Genomic DNA, 23,218 nt, shown 5'->3' on the forward strand with positions numbered 1-23,218 from the left:
CTCTATCGTGGCGGTCCCTGTACCTCCCGGATCGCCGCCGCCAGCAGCGTGACTCCCTCGGTGATGGTGGTTTCGCTGAGGATGGCGTAGCCGAAGATCAGGCCACCTGGCCCGGTGCCGGCGATTCGGTAGGGGGCGACGCCGTGAATGCCGAGCCCGTGCTGGGCGGCGGCCGCCACCACCGCCGCCTCGTCGAGGTGGGGCGGGAGCCAGGCGACCACGTGTTGCCCGGCGGCGATCCCGGCCGGTTCCAGGTCGGGCAGGTGTGTGCGCAGGGCGTCCAGCAGCGCGTCGCGGCGGCGGCGGTAGACCGGACGCATCCGGCGCAGGTGGCGGTCGAACTCGCCGCGGGCGAGGAAGTCGGCGAACGTCAACTGGTCGATGACCGGCGAGCCGCGGTCGGCGAGCAGCTTCGCGGCGGCGACGTCGGCGACCAGATGGGGAGGCACTATCAGCCAGCCGAGCCGCAACCCCGGCGCGAGCGTCTTGCTGGCCGTGCCGCAGTAGACGACGTGATCGGGCGCCAGGCCCTGCATGGCGCCCACCGGCGAGCGGTCGTACCGGTACTCGGCGTCGTAGTCGTCCTCGATCACGATCGCGCCGCGGCGTTTGGCCCAGCGGATCACCTCGGCCCTCGCAGCGGCCGATAGCACTGCGCCGGTGGGCCACTGGTGCGACGGCGTGAGCACGACCGCGTCGGCGCCGGCCCGGTCGAGGGCGTCGACCTGGACGCCGTCCGGACCCACCGGGATGCCGACCACCTCCAGGCCGGCGGCGGCGGCCAGCACCCGGGCGTCGTCGTTGGACGACGGGTCTTCCAGGGCGATCCGCTTGGCGCCGTGCCGGACGAGCACCTGGATCAGCAGCGAGATGCCCTGTCCGTAGCCGTTGCAGATCACCATGTTGTCGGGGACGGAGGAGGTGCCACGCACCCGGTTGAGGTAGTCGCACAGAGCCCGGTGCAGTTCCGGCACGCCGCGCCCGTCGAGGTAGGCGAACCGGTCGTTGGGCGTGGTGGTGAGCACGGTACGGACCGAGCGGAGCCAGGCGGACCGTGGGAACTGCGACACGTCGGTACGCCCGTACCCGAAATCGACTCTGCGCGCGGCCGGCTGCCGCGACGTCGTGGGGCCGGCGGAGGCCGGCGCCATCGAGGCAGCGACCTGGGTGTAACCGCCGGATCGGCTGGCCAGGTAGCCCTCGGCCACGAGCTGCTGGTAGGCATCCACGACCACCCCGCGGGAAACCCCGAGGCCGGCCGCGAGGGTGCGGGTGGGTGGCAGCGACATGCCCGCGCGCAGCCGGCCGGCCTGGATGCTGCCGCGGATGGACGCTTCGATCTGCCGGTGCAGCGGCACCCCGGCGTCGCGGTCCAGCGCGATGAGCAGGTCCTCGGCCGGCCCCGAATTGGTCCTTATTTGGCCCACAGAATCGGACCTTATCGCATGTACCGATTCCTGCCAGGCTGAGTGGCATGACAACGACAGCGACCCGCTTCGACGGCCAGGTCCTCACGCCCGGCGACGCCGGCTATGACACCGCCCGTACGGTCTGGAACGCCATGGTCGACCGGCGTCCACGCATGATCGTCCGCGCGGCGGGCGTCGCCGACGTGGTCGCCGCCGTGCGGATGGCCCGCGAACTGGACCTCGAGATCGGCGTGCGCTGCGGCGGCCACAACGTCGCCGGCTTCGCCGTGCCGGACGGTGGTCTCATGATCGACCTGACGCCTATGGGCGGCGTGCGGATCGACCCGGCCCGCCGCCGGGCCCGGGTGCAGGGCGGCGCGCTGCTCGGCGCGCTGGACCAGGCGTCCCAGGTGTACGGCCTGGCCACCACCGCCGGCAACGTCTCGCACACCGGAGTCGGCGGGCTCACGCTCGGTGGCGGCATGGGCTGGCTGGCCCGCCAGCACGGCCTGGCCTGCGACAACGTCGTCTCCTACACGATGGTCACCGCCGAGGGGGACGTGGTGACCGCGAGCCGCACCGAGAACCCCGACCTGTTCTGGGGCCTGCGTGGCGGTGGTGGCAACTTCGGCATCGTCACCGAGTTCGAGTTCCAGCTGCATCACACCGGCACGCGGACGCTGGTCGCCGAGTTCGACTTCCGCGCCGAGGACGCCGTGCCGGTCATCGAGGGCTGGCGCGACCTGAACGCCGTCGCGCCCCGGCGGGCGACGTTCACCGCCGACGTCGCCAGCGGGCCCGCCGGCCCGATCGCCACGGTGGGGTTCGTGTGGGTCGGCGACACCGCCGAGGGCCGCCGGCTGCTCCCCGCGATGCGGGGGCTCGGGCGTCCGGTCGCGTCGCGGGTCACCACGCCGTCGTACCTCGAACTTCAGCAACGCAACGACTCCACCGGCGGCCACGCCTACCGCCGCTACTCCAAGGGCCACTACCTGCGGCGGTTTCCCGCCGCGGCGATCGAGGCGTTCCTGCTGCGCGGCGGCACCGACCTGAGTGCGAGCCGGCACCTGCCGGCCGTCGGCCTGCAGGCGTACGGCGGCGCGATCGCCGATGTGCCGGAAGCCGACGCCGCGTTCAGCCACCGCGGCACGATCTTCGAGTACGGTGCCGGCTCCCGCTGGACCGACCCGGCGGAGGACGACGCCCGGATGGCTGCCGCCCGCGCCGCCGGTGCGGCACTCGAGCCCTACGCGACCGGGGTGTACGTCAACTCGTTGACCGCCGACGAACTAGCCGAAGGGCAACGCGGCGTGCGCCGGGCGTACCCGGCCGCGAAGCTGGCCCGGCTGACCGCGCTGAAGACCGCGTACGACCCGGCCAACGTGTTCCACCTGAACCAGAACATCCGCCCGGCACACTGACCGCTCGATCGCCTATTCCGGTGGGTTCGGGTCGAACGTTCGCAATGCGGCCTCGTAAGTGCGTGTCGGGGCGGGCGTCCGGGACGACGCCGGCAGGTGACCGACGGCGCGTACGGCCAGGTCCGCCATCCTCGCCCGGGCGGCTTTCCAGTCCTTGTACGGTACGGGCTTGAGGCCGCCGCTGATCAGGAAGTGCGCCTCGCCGTGCAGCACCGAGATCGACGCGCCGGTCAGCGGGTCGCCAACGGTGACGTGGGCGTCGTCACCGCCGCCCCGAACCCCATCCGGTGGAGACTGGACCCGAAGCGGTACACGTCGCCATCTGCGCCCGGGCCACCGCCGAGCTCACCGATGAGGAATGGCGACGGTACGTTGGCGCCAGCCCGGCCGGCCCTACCTGCAGCTAGAGCTTTCAGATTTACCCCGGTCCGCTTCACCTGCGGACCGCACGCTCCCGCGGGCACCGCGCAGGTCGGCGGCTCGCAGAGCGAGCCGAAATCCCCGACCTCCGCTGCCAGGTCCGCGAGACAAGCCCGCCGGGGGTCTAGAGACCTTCCGGAGTTGGGGTCGTCGGGCCTTGTCTGCAGGCTAGAGACCGCCTCTCCAACGCCCCAGTAGGGGACCCCTCCTGGTGCGAGCGACGTGAGTAGGGCGCCCCCAGGCCGGGTAGTGAGGGGAACCCGGTACAGCGCAAGGTGCGTCGCCGATGGCCGCGCCGTTCCCTGACCACTCGGGCGGTAGCCCGATTGTCGCGGTGATCATGAGGTTAGCGTCAGGGAGAGCGCTCTCCCTGACGCTAACCTCATGATCACCGCAGCCTGGCGTCGGTCGCTCGACTTGGTGGGGCGTACCGGGATCTTGGGTCCGGTTATGTCGGACACGTCCGGACGCAAGATCCCGCCCTGCCCCACCAAGTTCACTACCCGGCCTTGAGGGCGCCCCTCTTGGGGCGTAGTGCCACCAACAAGGCAATCGCCGGCGCAACGCCAAGCCAAAGCCACCCAATAGGTGGCATCGGGCCCGCGCCGTCCATACTCGCCCGGTGGATGTTCGACGGCACGGTATCTGGCTCGCTGGCGCGGTGTTCGCTCTGACCATGTTGCAGTTGGCGGTCGCGACGGCCGTGCCGGACCTGCCGCAGTTCGCGGGCAAGGGCTTCGCGGCGCGGCTGTTCGCGTATCCGGTGATGATGTTGGTGGTGCCCGGTCTGTGGTGGCTGCTGGCCGGGCGGCGCGGGGCGGGCCGGGTGGGGGAGCGGCTGCGTCGGGCGCCGTGGATCGCGTTCGCCTGGATCATGCTGCCGTTCCTGGTCGACGTCACCGGCAACACGCTGGACCTGTACGACTCGATCGGGTGGTGGGACGACGCCAACCACCTCGTGAACTGGTTCTTCCTCAGCCTCGGCGCGGGTTTGCTGCTGCGCGGCGGGGCGTCTGGGCGTCCCTGGGAGCTGCTCGTCATGATCGGCGGGCTGGGGGCGGTCATGGCGATCGGCTGGGAGATCGGCGAATACTTCGCCTTCATCCGCGGCGGCACCGAGCTGGACACCGCCTACCAGGACACCCTCGGCGACCTGACCCTGGGCACGCTGGGCGCCGTGGCGGCCGGAGCGGTCGTGGCCCGGGGCGCCGTGCGCAGGCCCCGCCAGGCCCAGTGAGTGTGGAGTCCATATTGAACCCCTTGAACGGAGACATCATGCGACGACCATCCTCGATAAGAATCGCCGCGGCCGTGGTGCTGGGCGGGCTGGTGGCCGCGGTGGCTGGCGCCGCACCGGCGTACGCGGTGACCAACTGCTCCAGCTGGCAGAGCAAGAGATTCGCCCTGCCGCAGAAGCCCGACCACGAGGTGCGGATGAAGACGTGCGTCCAGCGGGACGGCAACTACCTCCGGGCCTACGTCAAGTGGGAAGAGACTGACGTCACCGACCACTCGCTCGGCCAGAAGCGGTTCGACATGTTCATCGTCGGCACCCGGCTGGAGCGGTACGACGCCGACATCGCCTGGAAGAACTGCGACATCGTGGGCGACATGAACGACTGGTTCTACGGCACCGGGACGTGCTACACGGCATGGGTCCACTCCACACTGGACGGTGGCTGGACCGGGGACAGCACCGTCTCGTACGACATCGACAACGACGGCAAGGACGGGTACGCGTGGGGGTTGACGGGCTCGCCCGTCCTCTACTGACGCTGCCTTGATCATGTGGGTGTGAACTCGGTGGGTCTCGGGTGGAGAGACACGGGCAGAGGAATGTGTGGCATTCCGCCGAGCCGAGGATGGAAAACCATTGATGCGATGGAAACCGTTGCTCACCCTGCTGATCGTGCCGGTGCTGCTTTTCGTGGGGGTGGCCTGGGCGACCACCACGCCCCAGTCGGCGCTCCCGCGCCTCGCCGGGGCTGACCGCGCGCTGACGGTGGTGACGTTGCTGACCGGCGACCGGGTGACATTGCTCGATTCGTCATTCGAGAACGTCAGCGTGGAGCCGGGCGCCGGCCGTGCCGGCGTCACGTTCCTGACCCGCCGGACAGCCGGGCACCTGCGGGTCATCCCGAGCGACGCGGTGGCACTGCTGCGCGACGGGCGATTGGACGCCCGTCTGTTCGATGTGGCCCAACTACTGCGATCCGGCCATGCCGGTCCGGCGGCGCCACTGCCACTGATCATGACGTATCCGGATACGGGCGGACGGATCGTCGGGCGGAGCGCCGTCGCCGCGACGGGGGCGACGCCCGGCCAGGACCTCCCGGCGCTGGGCGGGTTCGCGGTGAAGGTGGCCAAAGGTGATCTCGGTGCCTTCTGGAGCGGCCTCAAAGGCGTCGGGACGTCCCGTAGCCTCGCGGCCGGAGGTCCGAAGGTCTGGTTGGACGGGATGCGCCAACCCACCCTGGACGTCAGCGTGCCGATGATCGGGGGTCCCGAGGCCCGGCGTGCCGGCCTTGACGGCAGGGGTGTCCAGGTGGCCGTGCTGGACACCGGCATCGACGCCACCCATCCCGACCTCGCGGGCCGGGTGGCAGCCGCGCAGAACTTCACCGACGGGGTGGAGGACGACCGCGATCTGGTCGGGCACGGTACCCACGTGGCGTCCACCATCGCCGGCGACGGCGCCGCGTCGGATGGTCGGTACACCGGGGTCGCGCCGGGGGCCGAACTGCTCGACGGCAAGGTCTGTGTGGTCGATGGCTGTGCGGAGTCCTGGATCCTGGCTGGGATGCAGTGGGCGGCGGACCAGGGCGCCGAGGTGGTCAACATGAGCCTGGGCGGGGACGACACCCCCGAGGTCGATCCGCTTGAGCAGGCGGTGCAGACCCTGACCGCCCAGCACGGCATGCTGTTCGTGATCGCCGCGGGCAACCGCGGCCGCGACGGCTCGGTCGACTCGCCGGCCAGCGCCGATGCCGCCCTGGCGGTCGGCGCGGTGACCAAGAGCGACCAGTTGGCCGACTTTTCCAGCCGGGGTCCGCGGATCGGTGACCGGGCGATCAAACCCGACCTGACCGCACCCGGCGCCGACATCACCGCCGCACGCGGCAAGGACGCCGAGTTCGGTGAGGCCGGGCAGTCCTACGTGACACTGTCGGGGACCTCGATGGCCACCCCGCACGTGTCGGGGGCCGCCGCGGCACTGAAACAACAACACCCGAAGTGGTCGCCGGAGCAGCTCAAGGCGGCGTTGATGGGCTCGACTTCGGCGAACCCGTCGCTGGGCGTGTTCGCCCAGGGCGCCGGGCGGCTGGACCTGGCCCGTGCCATCACCCAATCGGTGTTCGCGACGCCCGCCAGCCTCAGCTTCGGCGAGCAGCGCTGGCCGCACGGCGACGACCAGCCCATTACCAGCACGGTCGGCTACGCCAACCACGGCGCACACGACGTCACGTTGAGTTTGGCCGTCACCACGGCCGCCCCGGCTGGGATGTTCACCCTCTCCGAGGACTCGCTCACCGTGCCGGCCGGCGGCCAGGCCGCGGTCACCGTCACCGCGGACACCCGGGTGGGTACCGCGGACGGTGCGTTCACCGGATATCTGGTGGCCACCGGTGACGGCGTCGCGGTGCGGTCCCCGCTCGCCGTGCACCGGGAGGTGGAAAGCTACGACCTCACCCTCACCCACACCGGACGCGACGGCGCGCCCAGCACCACTCATTTCACCGAGGTGATGCGGGTGAGCCCGGAGATCCGCTTCGAGGACTTCCGCTCTACCTACGGCCCGGACAGCACCGTCACCGTGCGCCTGCCCAAGGGCAGTTACGTGGTCGACAGCGTGGTTGCCGACCCCGACAGCGCCACCCTGCTGGTACAGCCGAGGCTCGAACTCAACGCACCGCGGCGGGTGACATTGGATGCCCGGCTCGGCAGGCCGATCTCGGTCACCGTCCCGGACCGATCGGCGATCTCGGTGTTGGCCGAGGTCACGGTGATCGAGCCGATCGCCGACGGTCTCACCCGTGCGAACTCGCTCCTCTCCTCATCCTTCGCCGGCATGTACACCGCGCGGATCGGCCCGGACACCCGCACCGTATCCACCGCCGTGAACGGCAGATGGGCGCTCCCGGGCCCCGACGGCACGCTCACCGACAGCCCCGAGACGTATCTGTTGACCTGGGTCAAAGGCCGGATGGTCACCGGTTTCGAGCGCCGGGTCACCGGCGGCGACCTCGCCACCGTGCACGCCGACTACGCCAGCCAAGCCCCCGGCGTGACCAGTTCGAACGAGGCGAGAGCCGCTACACCCAACGGGCACGGCCCCATCTGGGGGTACGGCATTCCGTTCCACGCGCCGTTCACCCGCACCCTGCACTACACGACCGAGGACGGCCTGGGATGGCGTGAAACATTCATGGAAGGCGCCGGCCTCACCGTCACCGTCACCGCACCCACCGTCTACCGGCCCGGCCGTGAGTACACCCAGCGATGGAACCGGGGCGTGTTCGGCCCGGCCTTCGGACAGGCGTCACGCGAGGCGGACTCGGTCCGGGTGGACATGCGTCTGCACAGTGACGGCGCCGGACGCCCCGGCGACTCCCTGACGGCGCGGGAGCGGGTCACCCTGACCCGTGACGGTGCCGACCTCCCCGGTACCGAGGAGGGCCTGGGGATGCGGTTCGCCGTCCCGCCGCAGGAGGGCACCTATCGACTCCAGATCGAGTCCGACCGCGATGCGCCCGCGACCCTGTCCACGCACATCACCGCCGCGTGGACCTTCCGCTCGGCGCACACCGCCACGAGGACGGCCCTGCCCCTGTCGGCGATCCGGTTCAGCCCGCGACTCGACCCGCTCAACACCGCTCCAGCGGGCGGTTCGTATGCGGTCCCCGTCACCGTGACGCCACAGCCGGGGTCGACGGCCGCGGCACCCAGCACGCTCACCGTCGAGGTCTCCCACGACGACGGCGTCACCTGGGAACCGGCCGCCGTGGACCGGGCCGGCGGCCGGCCGATCGCGACGGTGCGGCATCCCGACCGGGACGGATTCGTCTCCCTGCGGGCCACCGCGACCGACGCCAACGGCACCAAGGTCGAGCAGACCATCATCCGCGCGTACCGGATTGCCGTCCGCCCCGCCGGAGCGTGAACCCGGTGGACCTCCAGTGGAGAGGTACAGGTGACAGGTTTCGGTGGGCAGCGGAAGGAGATCGCGGTGCAGACACAGCGGAGTGTCACGTGGTGAGCGTGACGCGGGAGGTCACCGACGCGCAACTGATCGCCGCGGCCCAGCACGATGGGACGGCGTTCGCCGAGCTCTACGACCGGCACGTCGGGCGGCTGTACCGGTACGCCTGCCGGCGAGTGGGCAAAGAGACCGCCGAGGACGTGGTCGCGGAGACGTTCCTGGCGGCGTTTCGCGCGCTGGAGCGGTATGACACCGACCGTCCGGACGCGGGCGCGTGGCTGTTCGCCATCGTGACCAAGGAACTGGCCAAGCACCACCGCACGGAGCGGGCCCGGTACCGGGCACTGGCCAAGGCCCCGGCGGAGCCGACCGACGCCGGGTTCGACGAGCGGGTCGACGGCTACGTCAGCGCGGCCGCGGCCGGCCGGCAGCTAGCCGCGGCCATGGCCCGGTTGGCGGCGCGGGACCGGGACACGCTGCTGCTGGTGGCGTGGGGTGAGTTGAGCTACGAGGACGTCGCACGGGTGCTGTCCGTCCCCGTCGGGACGGTGCGGTCGAGGTTGAACCGGGCGCGCCGCAAGATGCGCGGCATGTTGAAGGACATTGATATGGAGGTAGCACTGTGAACGACCTGGACCTGCTGCGGCGCTGGGGTGCGCAGCTGGATGAGCCCGCCACCGCGCCGCCGCCGGCGATGCGCACGCGGGTCCTCACCAACCGGCCGGCACGGACCCGGCGGCCGCTGGCCCTGACCCGTACCGGCGCCTGGCGCCTGGCGCTGTCCGCCGGGCTGGCGGTGGCCATCAGCGGCGGTGTCTACTGGGGACAGACCTCGCCCGGCGGCGGCCCGGACCGCGGCGCCGACCCGGCCGCGCTGAGCGGTGCGCAGGTGCTGCGCAACGCCGCTCTCGTCGCCGCGCGGCAGCAGGGCACGACGCCGCGCGCGGACCAGTTCGTGTTCACCGAGGCGAGGGGCCCCGCCTGGTCCAACTCCCCGCCGACCGAGGTGGGCAAACCGGCGGTGACCACTCCCGGCGCGCCGCGGCTGGGCCAGGCATGGAACTCGGTGAGCGGCACCCGCGACGGGCTCGTGCGGACGCGCCCGGAGACCGACCCGAACTGGCAGACGCTGGCCGCACCCGCCTGCCGCGACGGCAAGAAGCCGCTGGTCGGCGCCGACGGAAGGGTCGTCCCGGGCAAGTTCGAGTCGATGCGGTGCCGGACGATCCCCGCGTACCAGCCGGATCTGCCCACCGAGGCCGACGCCATGCTGGCCTGGCTGTACGACTCGGCCAAGGCCACCGGGAAGGATCGGACGGTGGCGGCGTTCAACGCGGCGTGCGACCTGATAGAGGGCTACTACCTGCTGCCGGCCATGGAAGCGGCCCTGTTCGAGTCGCTGTCCCAACTGCCGGGTATCACGGTCCAGGCCGACGTGGCGGACTTCGCCGGGCGGCGCGGCGTGGCCATCCGTGCCACCCCGTCATCGTCCGGTCAGCCGAAGGAGAGTGAACTCATCTTCGACCCGACCACGTACGCGTTCCTGGGCACCGACAGCACCGCGATTCTCCGCCGAACCATCGTGGACAACGCCGGCCAACTGCCGTCCTAGAAGAAGACGGTATACGGCTGAGGCCCTTCCCCTAACTGCTGTGCGGTAAGGAGAGGGGCCGCGCTGTCCTGAGGCGTGCTAATGAGGGTGAGGAAAATCGAAAGATGTTGAGCTGCCGCGACGCCCGTCGCGGTAGCTCAGAATTTGATCCTGAACCTAACCTCAAAATCTCCATAGAGCCTCCGCTCTATGCTGGGGCGATGGCCGATGCGCCCGCGATGAGGACGTTCCTGGTCGGCTGTATGGACAGTGCGGCCAAGGTCGGTTTCAGCCTTGTGGACGGCCGCGAGTTTCTCGGCTGGGTCGATGAGGTCGCGGACGACCGGGTATTCGTCGCGTGGGCGCCCAACCCGATCTACATGCAGGCAACGGGCGGCGAGACGTGGAGTCCGGACGACGAGTGGATACCGTTCAGCGCGATCCGAGCCGAGACACTTGCCTGGTACGACACGTCTGCCAAGCGGTGGTTGACGTACCCGGACTGACCTTGTGCGCGCCGAGCTCTGGTCGTGGGTGACAATGGCGGGGTGCCTGTCGTCGAGGCGGTGACCGTCGTCCCCGTACCGCCGGATCTGGCCTTCGCTGTCTCCCAGACCACGGCGCCGGTCCGCTATCGGTGGGACCCGTTCGTGCGTAGGCAGCACTTCGTCGACGGCGCCACGCGGCCGGGCAAAGGCGTGCGCACCTACACCCGCTCGAAGCACGGCCTCACGATGGTCAGCGAGTATGTCTCGTTCGCCCCGCCCACGAACGTCGGTATGAAGATGGTGCGCGGCCCGTGGTTTTTTGAGATGTTCGCCGGCGGCTGGCGCTTCGGCCCGGCCGAGGAACCCGGCCACACCGTAGCCACCTGGCGGTACAGCTTCCGCTGCCGCCCGGCCGTTCTGCGTCCCGTACTCGAACGGCTGGGCGTGTGGATCCTGCACCGTGACATCCGCCGGCGGATCGCCGGCTACGCCGCCGGGTGTGTTGACCCGGTCGTGGTTGCCGCGGCGCGGCAGGCACTGACCACACCGGAGGGCTGAGCGGCGCCCTCAGGTTGGTCACAGTATCCCGTCGTCGACCTGCTCCAGGATGGTTGACCACCACGTGGCCGTGACCGCGGGTCTGTCGGTTTCGTGCAAAGTCTTCTTGAGCTGCTTGATGCGCGCCTTGCGGTTGTCCGGCCCGCCGGCCGCCGGCTTGATCTCGCCACGCCGGAACGCGGCCAGCTTCTCGGCCATGTGCGCGGCTGTGTACGTTGCCGGCGGCGGTGCATCGGTGACGGTGAAGAACTGTTCGAACAGGTCGAGGAAACGGCGTAGTGCGTCGACGGACGAGTTCAGCAGCATCCGGGTGCCGCGGCTGGGCGAGCACGACCACACCGCGCCGTCACTGTCCACTGCGACCAGTTCGGTGGTGGGCTCCCATACGTAGCCGATGACCGAAAGCCGGGCGCCCTGGACGGCAACCTCAGCCGCTAGCCCCGTGGTGTCTAGCACAACACCGAGGGTTGCCTCTTTCGACGGGTTCATTCCGCCGAGGCTACGGTCACCGCGCCAGATAAGTCAGCCCAGCGCGGCCGCCTTACGCAGCAGCACTGAGCGTTCGCGCTGGTTGGCGCACAGCCGGGCCGCCAGCTCCAGTTCGGCGCGCGCTTCCGGTCGCCGTCCGAGCCGGGCCAGCAGCTCGCCGCGTACGGTCGGAAGCAGATGCGAACCGGGGAGTTGGTCCGAGGCGACCAGCTCGTCCACGATGGCCAGGGCTTGCGCCGGACCCGAGGCCATGGCCACGGCGACGGCCCGGTTGAGCTCGACCACCGGCGAGGGCGCGACCCGGCCGAGCGCCTCGTAGAGCACCACGATCCGGTCCCAGTCGGTCGCCTCGACGGAGGGCGCCGACGCGTGGGTGGCGGCGATCGCGGCCTGCAGGCCGTAGGGGCCGAGGCCGCGAGTCGATGCCTTGGTCAGCGCGGCCAGCCCACGGCGGATCGCCGAGAAGTCCCACCGCCGCCGGTCCTGGTCCGCCAGCAGGATCGGCGAACCGTCCGGGCCGGTCCGGGCCGGGAAGCGCGCGGCCGTCAGCTCGCACAACGCGAGCAGGCCGTGCACCTCCGGCTCGGCCGGCTGCAGCGCGGCCAGCGTGCGGGCCAGCCGGATCGCCTCGTACGCGACGTCTGGGCGCAGCAGCCGGTCACCCGACGTGGCCGTCGACCCCTCGGTGAAGATCACGTAGAGGACGCTGAGCACGCCGCCAAGCCGTTCCCGGCGCTCGCCGGCCGGCGGCAGCTCGAACGGCACCCCGGCCGCCGCGATGGTCTTCTTGGCCCGGGTGATGCGGGCCTGCACGGTCGGCACGGGTACGAGGAACGCGCGGGCGATCTGTTCGCTGGACAGGCCGCCGACCACGCGCAGGGTCAGCGCCACCCGGGCCTCGGGGGAGAGCACCGGGTGGCAGCTGATGAACATCAGCGCCAGGACGTCGTCGTCGATCTTGTCGGGGTCGATTTCTTCGTCGACCGCCGGGTCGGCCGCCAGCAGGGCGTATCGGTCCTGCAGGGCGGTCCGGCGGCGGATCGCGTCGATCGCCCGCCGCCGGGCCGTGGCCATCAGCCAGCCGGCCGGATTGGCCGGAGCGGCGAGCGGCCACGACACCAGCGCCTCGGCCACCGCCTCCTGGGCGGCGTCCTCGGCCAGCCCGAAATCGCCGGTGAACCGGGTCAGCGCGGCGACGATCCGCGCCGACTCGATCCGCCAGACGGCCTCGACGTCGGCCGTACCCATCAGCGCTGGACGGTGCTGTCCTGCGGGACCTCGTCCTCCTCGGGCACCCGCCGGACCTCGATCTTGGACCCGGGGGCCGCCGGGACCCGCTTGGCCCACTCGACCGCCTCCTGTTTCGAGGCGACCTCGAGCAGGAAGAAGCCCCCGAACAGTTCCTTGGTCTCGCCGTACGGCCCGTCCGTGACCACCGGGGTCTCGCCGCTGAAGTCGACCACGACGCCCTGTCCCGGATCGTCCAGCCCTTCGGCCCCGAGGAGTACGCCGGCCTTCATCATCTCCTCGATGAACAGGCGGGTCCTGGCAATCCCCTCCTCGATCGAGGCCATCATGGCGGCGTTCGACTCATCGGTGCCCCGCATGATCAGCATGTACTTCGGCATCGCGTTCTCCTCATCCGGCGGAGCCGACTCTCGGCCCTCGCACCCACACGTCGAACGAGCGGCCCGCGGATCGACACGGCCCCGGAGAAATCTCTCGCCGCGACGCAGCCAGCCGAGGCGCACGATAGCGGCTCCGCGTCGCACCTGCTGGCTCAGCGGGACGGCTGGCGGGTGACTCATTCCGTGACGATGTTTAGGCCATAGCCTGGTGTTGAACCGGGCCGCCCGGCAGCGAGAAGGAGTTCCGCGATGTGGAGGCGCCTGAGCCGGCAGTACACGCTGTTGCCGGCGGCCTTGACCGTTCTCGTGGCGCTCGTGGTGCTGACGCTGGTGAGTCTGGTCGTGCTTCGCGATCAGCGTAGCGCTATCTGGGTGTCCCTCATCGGCTCGTTTTGGGGATTTGGGTTGGCGCAAGGCGGTGCGATCGCTTACGAACGGGCTCGACAACGTGACGAGTTGGCGTCGATGTTCGTAAGCGCCAGGAATGAGCTCCAGATGAACAAGGGCATCGTCATCTGGATTGTCCATCTGCTAGAGCAGAAGTTGGCGGAAGAGGACGTTCACGGGCTCGGGTTCTCGGGGCTGGACCATTTCAGCGTGCGTGCAGTTGAAACGTTGGTCGCAAGCCCTCTGACATACCGCTTTACCTCGGACGAGTTTTCCTCGCAACAGCTATTGACCATCCTCCAAACTGTCCTGGTCTACAGTCGCGAGATTCCGACGGACAAGGTCGACGGTCGCGACCAGCAACGCTACGGCAGGATACGGATGGACAAGGTGATCGTTACCTTCGACTTGATGAGTGGCTGGCTCGATGCGGAGGGCAAACGGGTCTTTGGCGTCGCCGCCTGGCAATCCAGGGTCGATCGGGCCGCGGCGATGTTCGAGCGCAAGCACACGATACCCGTTCAGAACATTTCCTCGCCCGACACCGCGCGCTGATCGGGCTCCGGCGGTGCCGGACAGGCCGGCGTCAAGCCGCTGCATGCTGCTGTCATCGCGTTGATACGGGTTGAGTGTGCGTGTCAGCGCGCTGTTGGGGCGGTGTCAGCGGCGGCGGCCATGGTCGGTGTGTTCGGCGGACATTCGAGCCGCTGAGCGCTGGATCACGACCGCCCGATGGAGAGCATGATGCAGAGGTTCGACACCGCCGCCCCGGTCTGCGGCGAGGCTCGACCGGTGGGCCGCAGCGCATTCGGTTCCTTTGCCAGGTTCGTTTTGTTCGGCGGTGGTGTCGGGCTCGCCTGTAGTGCCGCGGTGCCGTTGGTGGCCACGTCCATGCCATGGGTGGCCGCGAACGCGTTGATCACCGTCGCGTCCACCCTGCTTGGCACGGAGCTCCACGCACGGTTCACGTTCGGTGCCGGTCGGCGCGCGCAATGGCAGCAGCACCTGCAGTCCGCCGGCTCAGCTATGGCCGCCTACCTGGTCACCTCGGCTGCCATCCTGGTCCTGCACGCGGTGCAGCCATCGCCGAGCATGCGCTGGGAGCAGGCCGTCTACCTCGGGGCCTCCGGACTGGCCGGAGCCGGGCGGTTTCTGGTGCTACGCCTGTACGTCTTCGCCCGCGGCCGCACCCCCGTCCCTCTGCGGGTCGAACGGTTGATGCGCCGGTCCGGCCGGGCGTTGGCCTGGCCGGACCGGCTGATCCGGTTAGCGGCTGGTTATCGCTTGATGGTGAAGCAGACGGTGCCCTGCCGGACGCCGCGCTCGTAGAAGGTGTCGCAGAGCCTCGACTTGTGCGGGAAGGACCTGTTGATGTGGAACGTGAAGTGGGCGCGTAGCGGGGTGCAACCGCGGTGGCGGCTGCTCCACTTGCTGTAGATCACCCGGCCGTTGTGGGTGACGGTGACCCGTCCCCGGTAGTCGCAGATGAAATCGGTGCCGCGCTTGCCGCGCACCACGTACGCCTCGCGCACCTTGAGGCCGCTGCCCCGCACGCCGCCGCAGACGTAGCCGTTGGGTGCCCAGGTGCATCCGCTGGCGGACGCGATCCCGAAAGCCGGCGCGGTGGTGGTGGTCGGCGGGGATACGGCGCCGGCCCCGCGCTGCGTGTCGGGGACGGTTGATACGGCCTGCCCCGCGGTCGGGCGGGAGTTGCTGGGGCCGCTCGCGCTGGCCAGTGTGGTGACACCAGCCAGCACGGCGCCGATCAAGCCCAGCGCGGCGAGCATGGCCAGCGAGTTTCTTGCGTCTGTGAGCTTCTGCCTGATCATGGCCTTCGTGATCCCTTCCAGTCGGGTGGTCGTCGGTCATGTGTGGGGCGTTGCGTGGCCACGCAATCCGCCGGTGCGGCGGATAGGACCAGTCCAGGGCAGTGGTTGGGTGGCGCGGAAGGCGGACCGGCGGGCGGGACTGACCGGGTCCGGACCGGGACGGCTCGTCCGGTGCGGCCAGCCCTGGGCGGCATCGGACACAATGGGCACTGCCTGTCTGTGGGAGGTGGTTGGGTGTGAGCGAATCGGCGCGGTCGTCCGGTAGGCCAGATCCGGCCGAGGCGCAGACGGCAGCCGAGTTCGTGCGGGCCCTCCGGCGGCTCAAGCAGTGGACCGGCCAGGGCTACCGGCAGTTGGAGAAGAGCGCGGGAGTTGCTGGCCAGGCGCTGCCGCGCAGCACCCTGACCGCCGCGCTGGCGCGGGACACCCTGCCCCGTGACGACCTGGTCGCTGCGTTCGTCCGGACCTGCGGCGGCGACGATTCGGAGGTGGAACGGTGGGTCGCCGCCCGCCGGCGGATCGCGGCGGCGACCGGGCCGGACGGACCCGAGCCGGCCCTCGCCGCACGGGTCGAGGCGCTCGACCCGCCGAGCCAGGCGCCCATCCCGGAGTCCGTCACCGGTCGAGGCGGGATCGGTGCGGCGCTGGCAGATCTTGTGCCGCCCGCCGTACGGCGCGGTAGCTGGCCGATACGCGTCCTGGTCTCTGCCCTGTGCGCGGTCGTCGCGATCACGGTGGTCGCCGCGGTGGTCAGCACCGTCCGGGACCTGACCGGTCCAACCGGGACAGATCCGGCCGGCCGCGGGCCGTCCAACCCAGACCTTTCCGCATCGTCGACGTCGACGCGGACGTCGCCGCCGCTCGGGGGCCAGGGCAGCGAGTGGGTCAAGGTCAACAGTGGCGAGAACGTCACGCTCGCCGACGAGCAGGCGATCGACTTTGAGACCGGGACCGTGGGCTCCTGGAACGACAAGAACCCCGGATTCGACGTCGGCCTGACACAGCGCGCCGACCGGCTCGTCGCGCCGGCCCAGCCGGCCAGCCTCGCTCTGCTGGACGCACCGGGGGAGGAGTCAGCAGACCGCTGCACCACCACACCGCCGGACCGATGGGACAGCAACATCCACGGCTTTCACAAGGTCAAGGCCGGCGCGAACATCTGTGTGACCACCGGCGAACGTCGATGCGTCATGATCACCGTGGATCGCCCGCCCGACAGCGTGGTGGCTGTCCTCACGTTCCACTACACGACCTGGGAACGCCACTGACCCCCGCGGTTGACGACTGGATTACTGGTCCGGAAAAGATTCTCGGCGATCGCGTGCAACGTGCGACCTCGCTCCCACCGTCTTGCCCTCAACGGAAGGAGCCAGCCGAGTGAATTCCAACGAGGAGGACTTCCGGCGGTTCGTGGCAGCACGCCTGGATTCGTTACGTGGCCTTGCCTATCTCACCTGCGGGGACTGGCAGGCGGCGGAGGACGCGGTTTCGACCAGCCTGGCGAAGCTCTATGTGCGGTGGCACAAGGTGGCTTCGCCGGAGCCTTACGCCATTCGGATGGTGGTGCGGGCCGCGATCGACGAGGTCCGACGTCCTTGGCGGCGGGAGCGGTCAGCTAGTCATGCGCTGCCGGAGACGATCCAACCCGACGGATCCGATTCGATCAACGAGCGCCTGCGCGTCCGTCACGCGCTGCGGCAGCTGCCGATCGGGCAGCGGGCCGTGTTGGTGCTGCGCTTCTACCAGGAACTCAGCGTCGAGGAGGCGGCCGAGGCGCTAGGCCGGAGCACGGGAACGATCAAGAGCCAGACGGCACGAGGGCTCGCGACCCTGCGTCATCTGCTCGCGGTGCAAGACCTTGCGCTCGACGAGGAACTGAAGGAGGAATGCAGCGATGCCCGATATGCGTGAGCTTCTACGGATCGCCAGGCAGGACGCGCCCCCGGCGCTGTACAACGTGGACGACATCGTGGCCGCCGGCCGGCGGCGCAAGCGGTGGAGGCTCGCCCAGCGGGCCGGCGGGATCGGTACGGCCGCCGCGGCCGTGGTGACCGCGGGTGTGTTGGTGATCAGCAACCTCGCCCTGTCCGGCGGCGGCGGGGCGGCCGAGCCGGTCGGGATCGCGAGCCAGCCCGGACCGTTCGTGATGGAGGCGTCGGAGCCGTTCACGTTCACGTTCGACGGCTACCGGATGGGTGACTACCACGTGCTGCCGCCGACCGACGTCAACCTGGCCTACCAGTCCACGAACATCGTCCGCTACGGCAAGAACTACGCCAAGGACAAGACGGACATCGCATTCGTCGGCGCCATGACGGTCTACCAGCCCGGCGTCTTCAGGCCCGAGAAGTTCCTGTCCGGTACGAAGCTGATCGTGCAGGGCCGGGAGGCGTACCGGGCCCAGCTCACCCGCATGGTGTCGAACCAGATCGACGGCAACGGCAACTTCATCAACGGCGAGGAGGTCCCGTACGACGCGCTCGCCTGGCAGTACGGGCCGGACGCCTGGGCCGTGATCGCGCAGGAGGTGACCCGCTATGGTCCCCAGGACCTGCCGGCCACGACCCAGATCGCAATGGCCGAGCGATTCACACTGCGAACCGGCGAACCGGTCAAGGCCAGGTTGCCTTTCCGCACCGGCTACCTGCCCGCCGGCTACGAGCTGCTCTCCGTACAGGGCCAGTCGATGACCAGCCCACACTCGGGCATGGTGACCTTCGTGTACGGGCGGGCCGACAGGTCGCTGGAATCGCTGACCGGCCCGGTGGACCTTCAGCGCATCCGCAAAGTCCCGTCCATTGTGGTCAGCCTGCTCTGGGTGGACACGCCGCCGCCGGACGCCAAGAAGCGGACCAGCCGCTGCAACGAGGGCCAGCACTGGTGCAAGCTGGACCTGCCGGGCGGGGAGTTCTGGGCATTGGCCGAGGACCCGTCGCAGACGCTGGCAGACGCGGAGCTGCTCAAGGTTCTCGACAACCTTGACTTCGCCACCATCAAGAAGGCCAACACCTGGCACCCCATCGCCTGACGCGTGGCCTTTCGCAGACCCGGACACCGCCACACCGGCGGTGTCCGGGCTGCGTGATGGCTGGTGATCCGCCAAGACCGGATTGAGAACGGTTCGAGAACGACGGCGCCTAGCTTGCATGACGACCGGGCAGTGTGACGCGTTGGAATGGGAGTGCGCCCGATGAGTGGGCTGGCCCGTCGCGAAGGGTATCGGCAGGTTCTGGCTCGGCCGGATTTCGCGTTGCTGTGGGCGGGTCAGTCCTTGAGCAACGTCGGCAACGCCATGATGCCCGTTGCTCTGGCGATGCTGGTGCTGGGTCGTGGTGGCGGTGCGGGCGGCCTGGGCGTGGTACTCGGCGCGCAGAGCGTCGCGCGTCTGGTGGGTGCCGTGTTGGCCGGTGGGTTGGGCGACCGCTGGCGGCGTACCCGGATCATGATCTGGGCAGATGTGGTTCGCGTCGTCGCGGTCGCCGCGTTGGCCGCGGGGGCCGGGAGCCTGCCGACGCCGCCGCTGATCGGCTTCGTGTTCGCCATCGGCGTCGCGGAAGGTGTCTTCCTGCCTGCGTTCGACGCCGTCATGCCGCGGGTGCTGCCTGAGCGGTCGCTGCAGGCGGGAAATGCGCTCAACCGGATCACCACCCAGGTGGCCAGCCTGCTCGGGCCCGCGCTGGCCGGCGTGTTGGTGGCTTGGACGTCACCCGAGGCCACACTGTGGATCAATGAGGTGACGTTCGTGTTCTCGCTGGTGAGCCTCGCGCTCATCGCCGAGCCGCGCACGGTGACGGGCGGCGCCCGCGTGCTCGGCGTACGGGACGCGGTGCACCAGGCGGCACGGGACTTCCGCGACGGCATTCGGGCAGTGGCCAGCCGTCCATGGGTGGCGGCGTCGATCGGCATGGCGACGATCATCATGACGCTGGTCGTCCCGCCCGCATACGTCGTGCTGGCGCTGGTCGCCAACGAACGGTTGGGTGGCCCCGGCGCATACGGTGCGGTGCTCGCAGCCGTCGGATTCGGTTCGGTGGTCGGCTTGGTGTGCGTGGGGCGGCTGGAACCCCGCCGGCCGGGCGTGGTCGCCACCGCCGCGCTGTTCACCATCGTGGGGATGCTGGTCTCGCTCGCGTTCCTCCCGCTGGCCGGCGTCATGGCGTGTTGGGCGGTGGCCGGTGCGGGCATGGGCATCTACAACCTGCTCTGGACGACGGCGTTGCAGAAGGACGTGCCGGACGAGTTGCTCGGCCGGGTGTTCGCGCTGGACGAACTGGGGTCAGGAGCGTTCCGGCCGCTCGGGTACCTCCTGACCGGCCCGGTGGTCGCGCTCGTCGGCACGCACAGCGTGCTGCTGGCCGGTGCCCTGACGGTCGCCGTCGTCGCACCGCTACCCCTGCTGGCCCGCGGCGGTCCCACATTCGCCTCCCCGGTCGTCGCCGAGCCTGCGCTGGCCGGCTCGTCGACGGATCTGACAACGATCGAGGAAGGGAGGAGGTGAACACGATGACGCTGAACAAGACGGCACTGCGCGGCATCTCCCGCGGAGCGGCCGAGGAGCCCCGCGACTACAAGGTCGACGCGGTCCGCAGCTACAAGATCGACGCGGCCCACAGCTACAAGATCGGCGTGGCCCGCGGCTACAAGGTCGGCACTGCCCGCAGTTACAAGGTCGGCGCGATGGTCTGAGGCAACAGGGACCGGGGCTACCGGGTCGCCGGTAGCTCCGGGCCCGGACCGGAAAAGGGAGGATCAGGGAACGACGATGAGGACGTGCCTGGTGTCGATGCCATGGCAGCTGCTGGAGCTGCCATCGCTCGCGATTGGCCTGCTGCACCAGCGCGTACGCGAGGCGCGGCCGGCGGACACCGTGGTCGAATACCACGGCTGCCTTGATTGGGCGGAACATTTGCTCGCGGTCACCGACGGAGCATTGAGCCCGGACGACTACACCGACATCGCCGACAACGGTCTGCATCACGGCCTCGGCGACTGGATCTTCGCCGGCTCGCTCTACGGCGATCCGACGTGGCGAACGGCCGAACTGCACCGGTACGCGGAATCGGCGCGCGTCGACATTGACCGCGCGGTACGCATGCGCCCGCACGTGGACGGCTTCATCGCCCTGGCGGCCAAGAAGATCCTTGCCACCGATCCTCAGGTGGTCGGGTTCACCACCACGTTCATGCAGAACGTACCCAGCCTGGCCCTGGCCAAAAGGCTCAAGCACCTGCGCCCGGACCTCCTTGTCGTGATGGGCGGCGCCAACTGTGACGGGCCGATGGGTCATGCCTTGCACCGCAACCACCCTTTCGTCGACTACGCCGTGCGCGGCGAGGGAGAAATCGTCCTGCCCCGCCTGCTCGACCGCATCGAGGCCGGCACCGGCGTCCACGACCTGCCCGGCGTGTGCTGGTGGCACGACGGGGAGTCGGTGGCCAACGAGCAGGCGCATACGACGGTGCCACCCGCGATGATCCCCGTCCCCGACTTCGACAGCTGGCAGGCCCAGCTGTCGGCTTCGCCGGTGCGCGAGTACGTGGAGCCGAAGCTCGTCCTCGAAGGCGCCCGCGGCTGCTGGTGGGGCGAGAAGCATCAATGCACGTTCTGCGGCCTCAACGGCTCATTCATAACCTTCCGCAGCAAGAGTCCAGAACAGCTCTGGCACGAGATACAAACGCTCATGCGCCGACACCGGCTGCTCGACCTCATCATGGTCGACAACATCCTCGACATGCGCTACTTCCACGGCCTGCTGCCACGCTTGGCCGCCAGCGAATGGGACCTGCGCATCCACTACGAGGTGAAGTCAAACCTGCGAGAGGATCAGGTCCGGCAACTCGCGGAGGCTCGGGTCGCGCATGTCCAACCGGGAATCGAAAGCCTCAGCTCACACGCCCTCAACCTCATGGACAAGGGCGTGTCCGGGACGGCAAACGTGCGGCTGCTCCGCGACTGCGAAGATCACCAACTCACCGTCAGCTGGAACTACCTCTATGGATTCCCCGGCGAGTGCGACGACAACTACCTGGCGATCATCGCGCAGATACCGGCGCTGGTGCATCTGCAGCCGCCCGGATCGGCGACCAGGATCGCACTCGAACGGTTCAGCCCCTACTTCGAGCAGCCAGCCCTCGGCTTCCCCGAACGGACGCCCGCGAAACTGTACGACCATGTGTACGACCTCCCACTGCCGAGCTCATGGACCTGGCGTACGTGTTCGACACGCCACCACGCGGCATCGGTGAAGAAGTTGAACGGTGGCTGCGCGAGGCGATTGAGACCTGGGGCCTGGCATACCCAGGTTCGACGCTGGTCGCTCGTGAAGGGGACGACGAAACCCTCGTCGTTGAGGACCGTCGCCGGGGATGGCCGGGTACGACACACGTGCTACGAGACTGGCAACGGGCGGCGTACGAATTGCTACGCCGCGGATGTAGCGCCGACGCGCTGGGCCGAAAACTGGCCGAAGACGGCTGGCCGGTCGGCGCGGCGCAACGCGACGCCTGGCTCGCCCACTGCCGCGCCGAGGGACTCGTCTTTTTCGACGCCGGCACGTTCGTCGCGTTGGCAACGCGGCACGCCGCGGCAAGGGCGTTTCCACCGGCAATGGAGGCGACGCGATGAGCCAGGTCAAGGTCGACGCCCCAATCGCACTCGGCGCCGAACCGCGATCAACGGCGTCGTTCGTGGCGTTCCTGCGCGACAGCGCCACCAACCTGATCAGTGTTGAATGGCACGGAACCATCACCGGCGCGCTGGATCCGACGCTCCTGCACCACCTGCAGCCACCCACTCAACTGGAAGCCGCGTCGGAGCAGACCCTGACACAGTGGCGCACGCGCTACCGCTACGGCACCTGTCACTACCGGCGCGGCCCAGGATTCGTCATGCTGAAAGACATCCGCAGCGCGTCCTCGGCCGCACGATACCTCCTCGACGATCCCCTCTTGATCGCCACATTCCTGCGATGCCAAACACCAACCACGCGGTCATCGCTGAACCACCGGCAGCGCCACGCAGTCGACCTGCTGCACACGGCGCGGCTCCTGCTACGAATGGACGACCTCCTGATCGGCCTCCCGACCCGCATGCTGCGCTGGCCGATCCCATATACAGCGGTGTGACGCCGGCGTGTCAGCGCATCCGACCTTCCGGAAGGGCGGGTTGACGTTGCCGTCGACAGTGGAGACATGTGGGAGTCGATGCTCTCGACGATGGTGGGCGGAGCTGTGGCCGCCGGCGCTGGCGTACTGACCACGCTCGTGCAGGCTCGCCAGGCATCGAGGATGCGCTACGAGCAGCAGCAGCGGGAGGATCGGTATCGCCTATACCAGGATCGAGTCGAGGCATACGTCACGTTCCACACACTGGCGAGCAAGGCGCGTCGAGTCCTGCAGGACTTCACCGACGACACTGCCGACGACGACCTGGAGCGCAGGGAGGCACGCAACGAAGCTCACTTGACCTATGTGAAGATCGCCCTGATTGGTGGCATCGAGGTGGTCGCTGCGGCGCGTCGAGTGATGATAAAGATCGACGCTGTCACCTACCGACGGGAAGCGTTCGATAGTGACTTATTTCGCCACGTGATCAGCAAGTTCCAGGAAGCTGCTCGACGCGACCTGACCGGCCAAGACGATCTGGCGTCGATTCTCGTTGAGACCCACTGGCCGGACGCGCCACCCCGATCCCGCGCCAAGCCATCAACTACAGGGTCGGGCTGACAGGCGGAATGGTTGCGCGCCGGGGACGGTCTGTGTATTCGAGCGCCATGATGGCTCGCCGTGGCTAAGGTGCT

At 69.3% G+C, this 23,218-nt stretch carries 24 protein-coding genes; 18 read left to right on the top strand and 6 right to left on the bottom strand.

Features of this window, described 5'->3' with window-relative positions; all coding sequences use genetic code 11:
* Positions 1–2: 2 nt before the first annotated feature.
* Positions 3–1,427 (bottom strand): MocR-like pyridoxine biosynthesis transcription factor PdxR, encoded by a 1,425-nt coding sequence (gene pdxR / locus Prum_RS34225; protein WP_173080312.1) that lies wholly within the window; start codon positions 1,425–1,427, stop codon positions 3–5.
* A 47-nt stretch (positions 1,428–1,474) separates the two neighbouring features.
* On the opposite strand from pdxR, the gene Prum_RS34230 reads away from it, so the two are divergent.
* From Prum_RS34230 to Prum_RS34265, 8 genes are all read left to right on the top strand, one after another.
* A complete protein-coding gene (locus Prum_RS34230) occupies positions 1,475–2,830 on the top strand; it encodes an FAD-binding oxidoreductase (protein ID WP_173080314.1) in 1,356 nt (451 codons plus the stop codon).
* 1,042 nt (positions 2,831–3,872) lie between these two features.
* The gene (locus Prum_RS34235) at positions 3,873–4,487 is read left to right on the top strand and encodes a DUF2238 domain-containing protein (RefSeq protein ID WP_218577465.1); all 615 of its coding nucleotides are present in this window, start codon (positions 3,873–3,875) and stop codon (positions 4,485–4,487) included.
* A 38-nt stretch (positions 4,488–4,525) separates the two neighbouring features.
* Positions 4,526–5,023 (top strand): hypothetical protein, encoded by a 498-nt coding sequence (locus tag Prum_RS34240; RefSeq protein WP_173080316.1) that lies wholly within the window; start codon positions 4,526–4,528, stop codon positions 5,021–5,023.
* Between the two features lie 103 nt (positions 5,024–5,126).
* Entirely contained in the window at positions 5,127–8,411 is a 3,285-nt protein-coding gene (locus Prum_RS34245) for a S8 family serine peptidase (RefSeq protein ID WP_173080318.1), read from the top strand.
* A gap of 89 nt (positions 8,412–8,500) precedes the next feature.
* Positions 8,501–9,076: an RNA polymerase sigma factor gene (locus Prum_RS34250; protein WP_173080320.1), complete on the top strand. Its 576-nt coding sequence runs from the start codon at positions 8,501–8,503 to the stop codon at positions 9,074–9,076.
* A complete protein-coding gene (locus Prum_RS34255; protein ID WP_173080322.1) occupies positions 9,073–10,062 on the top strand; it encodes a CU044_5270 family protein in 990 nt (329 codons plus the stop codon). Before Prum_RS34250 ends, Prum_RS34255 begins: the two co-directional genes overlap by 4 nt.
* Before the next feature lie 200 nt (positions 10,063–10,262).
* Positions 10,263–10,547, top strand: coding sequence for a hypothetical protein (locus tag Prum_RS34260; RefSeq protein ID WP_173080324.1), 285 nt, complete (start codon positions 10,263–10,265; stop codon positions 10,545–10,547).
* Between the two features lie 42 nt (positions 10,548–10,589).
* The gene (locus Prum_RS34265; RefSeq protein WP_173080326.1) at positions 10,590–11,087 is read left to right on the top strand and encodes an SRPBCC family protein; all 498 of its coding nucleotides are present in this window, start codon (positions 10,590–10,592) and stop codon (positions 11,085–11,087) included.
* Between the two features lie 18 nt (positions 11,088–11,105).
* On the opposite strand, the gene Prum_RS34270 is transcribed toward Prum_RS34265, so the two are convergent.
* The 3 genes from Prum_RS34270 to Prum_RS34280 all read right to left on the bottom strand — a co-directional run bounded on the left by Prum_RS34270 (position 11,106) and on the right by Prum_RS34280 (position 13,204).
* Positions 11,106–11,543, bottom strand: coding sequence for an SUKH-4 family immunity protein (locus tag Prum_RS34270; RefSeq protein ID WP_173080328.1), 438 nt, complete (start codon positions 11,541–11,543; stop codon positions 11,106–11,108).
* 66 nt (positions 11,544–11,609) lie between these two features.
* Positions 11,610–12,824, bottom strand: coding sequence for an RNA polymerase sigma factor (locus Prum_RS34275; protein WP_173080330.1), 1,215 nt, complete (start codon positions 12,822–12,824; stop codon positions 11,610–11,612).
* Positions 12,824–13,204, bottom strand: a complete 381-nt coding sequence (locus tag Prum_RS34280) for a YciI family protein (RefSeq protein ID WP_173080332.1) — start codon at positions 13,202–13,204, stop codon at positions 12,824–12,826. Before Prum_RS34280 ends, Prum_RS34275 begins: the two co-directional genes overlap by 1 nt.
* A gap of 249 nt (positions 13,205–13,453) precedes the next feature.
* Between Prum_RS34280 and Prum_RS34285 the strand changes: the two genes are divergently transcribed.
* Positions 13,454–14,146: a hypothetical protein gene (locus tag Prum_RS34285; protein ID WP_173080334.1), complete on the top strand. Its 693-nt coding sequence runs from the start codon at positions 13,454–13,456 to the stop codon at positions 14,144–14,146.
* 164 nt (positions 14,147–14,310) lie between these two features.
* Here the strand turns inward: Prum_RS34285 and Prum_RS49905 are convergent, their stop codons facing one another.
* Positions 14,311–14,514 (bottom strand): hypothetical protein, encoded by a 204-nt coding sequence (locus Prum_RS49905; RefSeq protein WP_218577466.1) that lies wholly within the window; start codon positions 14,512–14,514, stop codon positions 14,311–14,313.
* Here Prum_RS49905 and Prum_RS34290 point away from each other — a divergent pair.
* The gene (locus tag Prum_RS34290) at positions 14,471–14,920 is read left to right on the top strand and encodes a GtrA domain-containing protein (protein ID WP_371871397.1); all 450 of its coding nucleotides are present in this window, start codon (positions 14,471–14,473) and stop codon (positions 14,918–14,920) included. The two genes, Prum_RS49905 and Prum_RS34290, sit on opposite strands and share 44 nt — an antisense overlap.
* On the opposite strand, the gene Prum_RS34295 is transcribed toward Prum_RS34290, so the two are convergent.
* Positions 14,869–15,420, bottom strand: a complete 552-nt coding sequence (locus tag Prum_RS34295) for a hypothetical protein (RefSeq protein ID WP_173080336.1) — start codon at positions 15,418–15,420, stop codon at positions 14,869–14,871. The two genes, Prum_RS34290 and Prum_RS34295, sit on opposite strands and share 52 nt — an antisense overlap.
* A 236-nt stretch (positions 15,421–15,656) precedes the next feature.
* On the opposite strand from Prum_RS34295, the gene Prum_RS34300 reads away from it, so the two are divergent.
* The 8 genes from Prum_RS34300 (at position 15,657) to Prum_RS34335 (ending at position 23,144) form a co-directional block, all read left to right on the top strand.
* Positions 15,657–16,688 carry a helix-turn-helix domain-containing protein gene (locus tag Prum_RS34300; protein ID WP_173080338.1) on the top strand — a complete coding sequence of 344 codons (1,032 nt, stop codon included), beginning with the start codon at positions 15,657–15,659 and terminating at the stop codon, positions 16,686–16,688.
* A gap of 109 nt (positions 16,689–16,797) precedes the next feature.
* Positions 16,798–17,331: a SigE family RNA polymerase sigma factor gene (locus tag Prum_RS34305; RefSeq protein WP_173080340.1), complete on the top strand. Its 534-nt coding sequence runs from the start codon at positions 16,798–16,800 to the stop codon at positions 17,329–17,331.
* Positions 17,324–18,448, top strand: a complete 1,125-nt coding sequence (locus Prum_RS34310; RefSeq protein ID WP_173080342.1) for a hypothetical protein — start codon at positions 17,324–17,326, stop codon at positions 18,446–18,448. Before Prum_RS34305 ends, Prum_RS34310 begins: the two co-directional genes overlap by 8 nt.
* Positions 18,449–18,610: 162 nt before the next feature.
* A complete protein-coding gene (locus tag Prum_RS34315; RefSeq protein WP_281369071.1) occupies positions 18,611–19,918 on the top strand; it encodes an MFS transporter in 1,308 nt (435 codons plus the stop codon).
* Between the two features lie 5 nt (positions 19,919–19,923).
* A complete protein-coding gene (locus tag Prum_RS34320) occupies positions 19,924–20,106 on the top strand; it encodes a hypothetical protein (protein ID WP_173080346.1) in 183 nt (60 codons plus the stop codon).
* A gap of 76 nt (positions 20,107–20,182) precedes the next feature.
* Entirely contained in the window at positions 20,183–22,150 is a 1,968-nt protein-coding gene (locus Prum_RS34325) for a RiPP maturation radical SAM C-methyltransferase (RefSeq protein WP_218577468.1), read from the top strand.
* Positions 22,041–22,544, top strand: a complete 504-nt coding sequence (locus tag Prum_RS34330) for a DUF5825 family protein (protein ID WP_173080348.1) — start codon at positions 22,041–22,043, stop codon at positions 22,542–22,544. The genes Prum_RS34325 and Prum_RS34330 overlap by 110 nt, the downstream gene beginning before the upstream one ends.
* A gap of 66 nt (positions 22,545–22,610) precedes the next feature.
* On the top strand, positions 22,611–23,144 hold the full coding sequence (locus Prum_RS34335; protein WP_173080350.1) for a hypothetical protein: 534 nt from the start codon (positions 22,611–22,613) through the stop codon (positions 23,142–23,144).
* The last annotated feature ends 74 nt before the right edge of the window (positions 23,145–23,218 follow it).

The sequence above is a fragment of the Phytohabitans rumicis genome, from assembly GCF_011764445.1.
GTDB classification, from domain to species: Bacteria; Actinomycetota; Actinomycetes; order Mycobacteriales; family Micromonosporaceae; genus Phytohabitans; species Phytohabitans rumicis.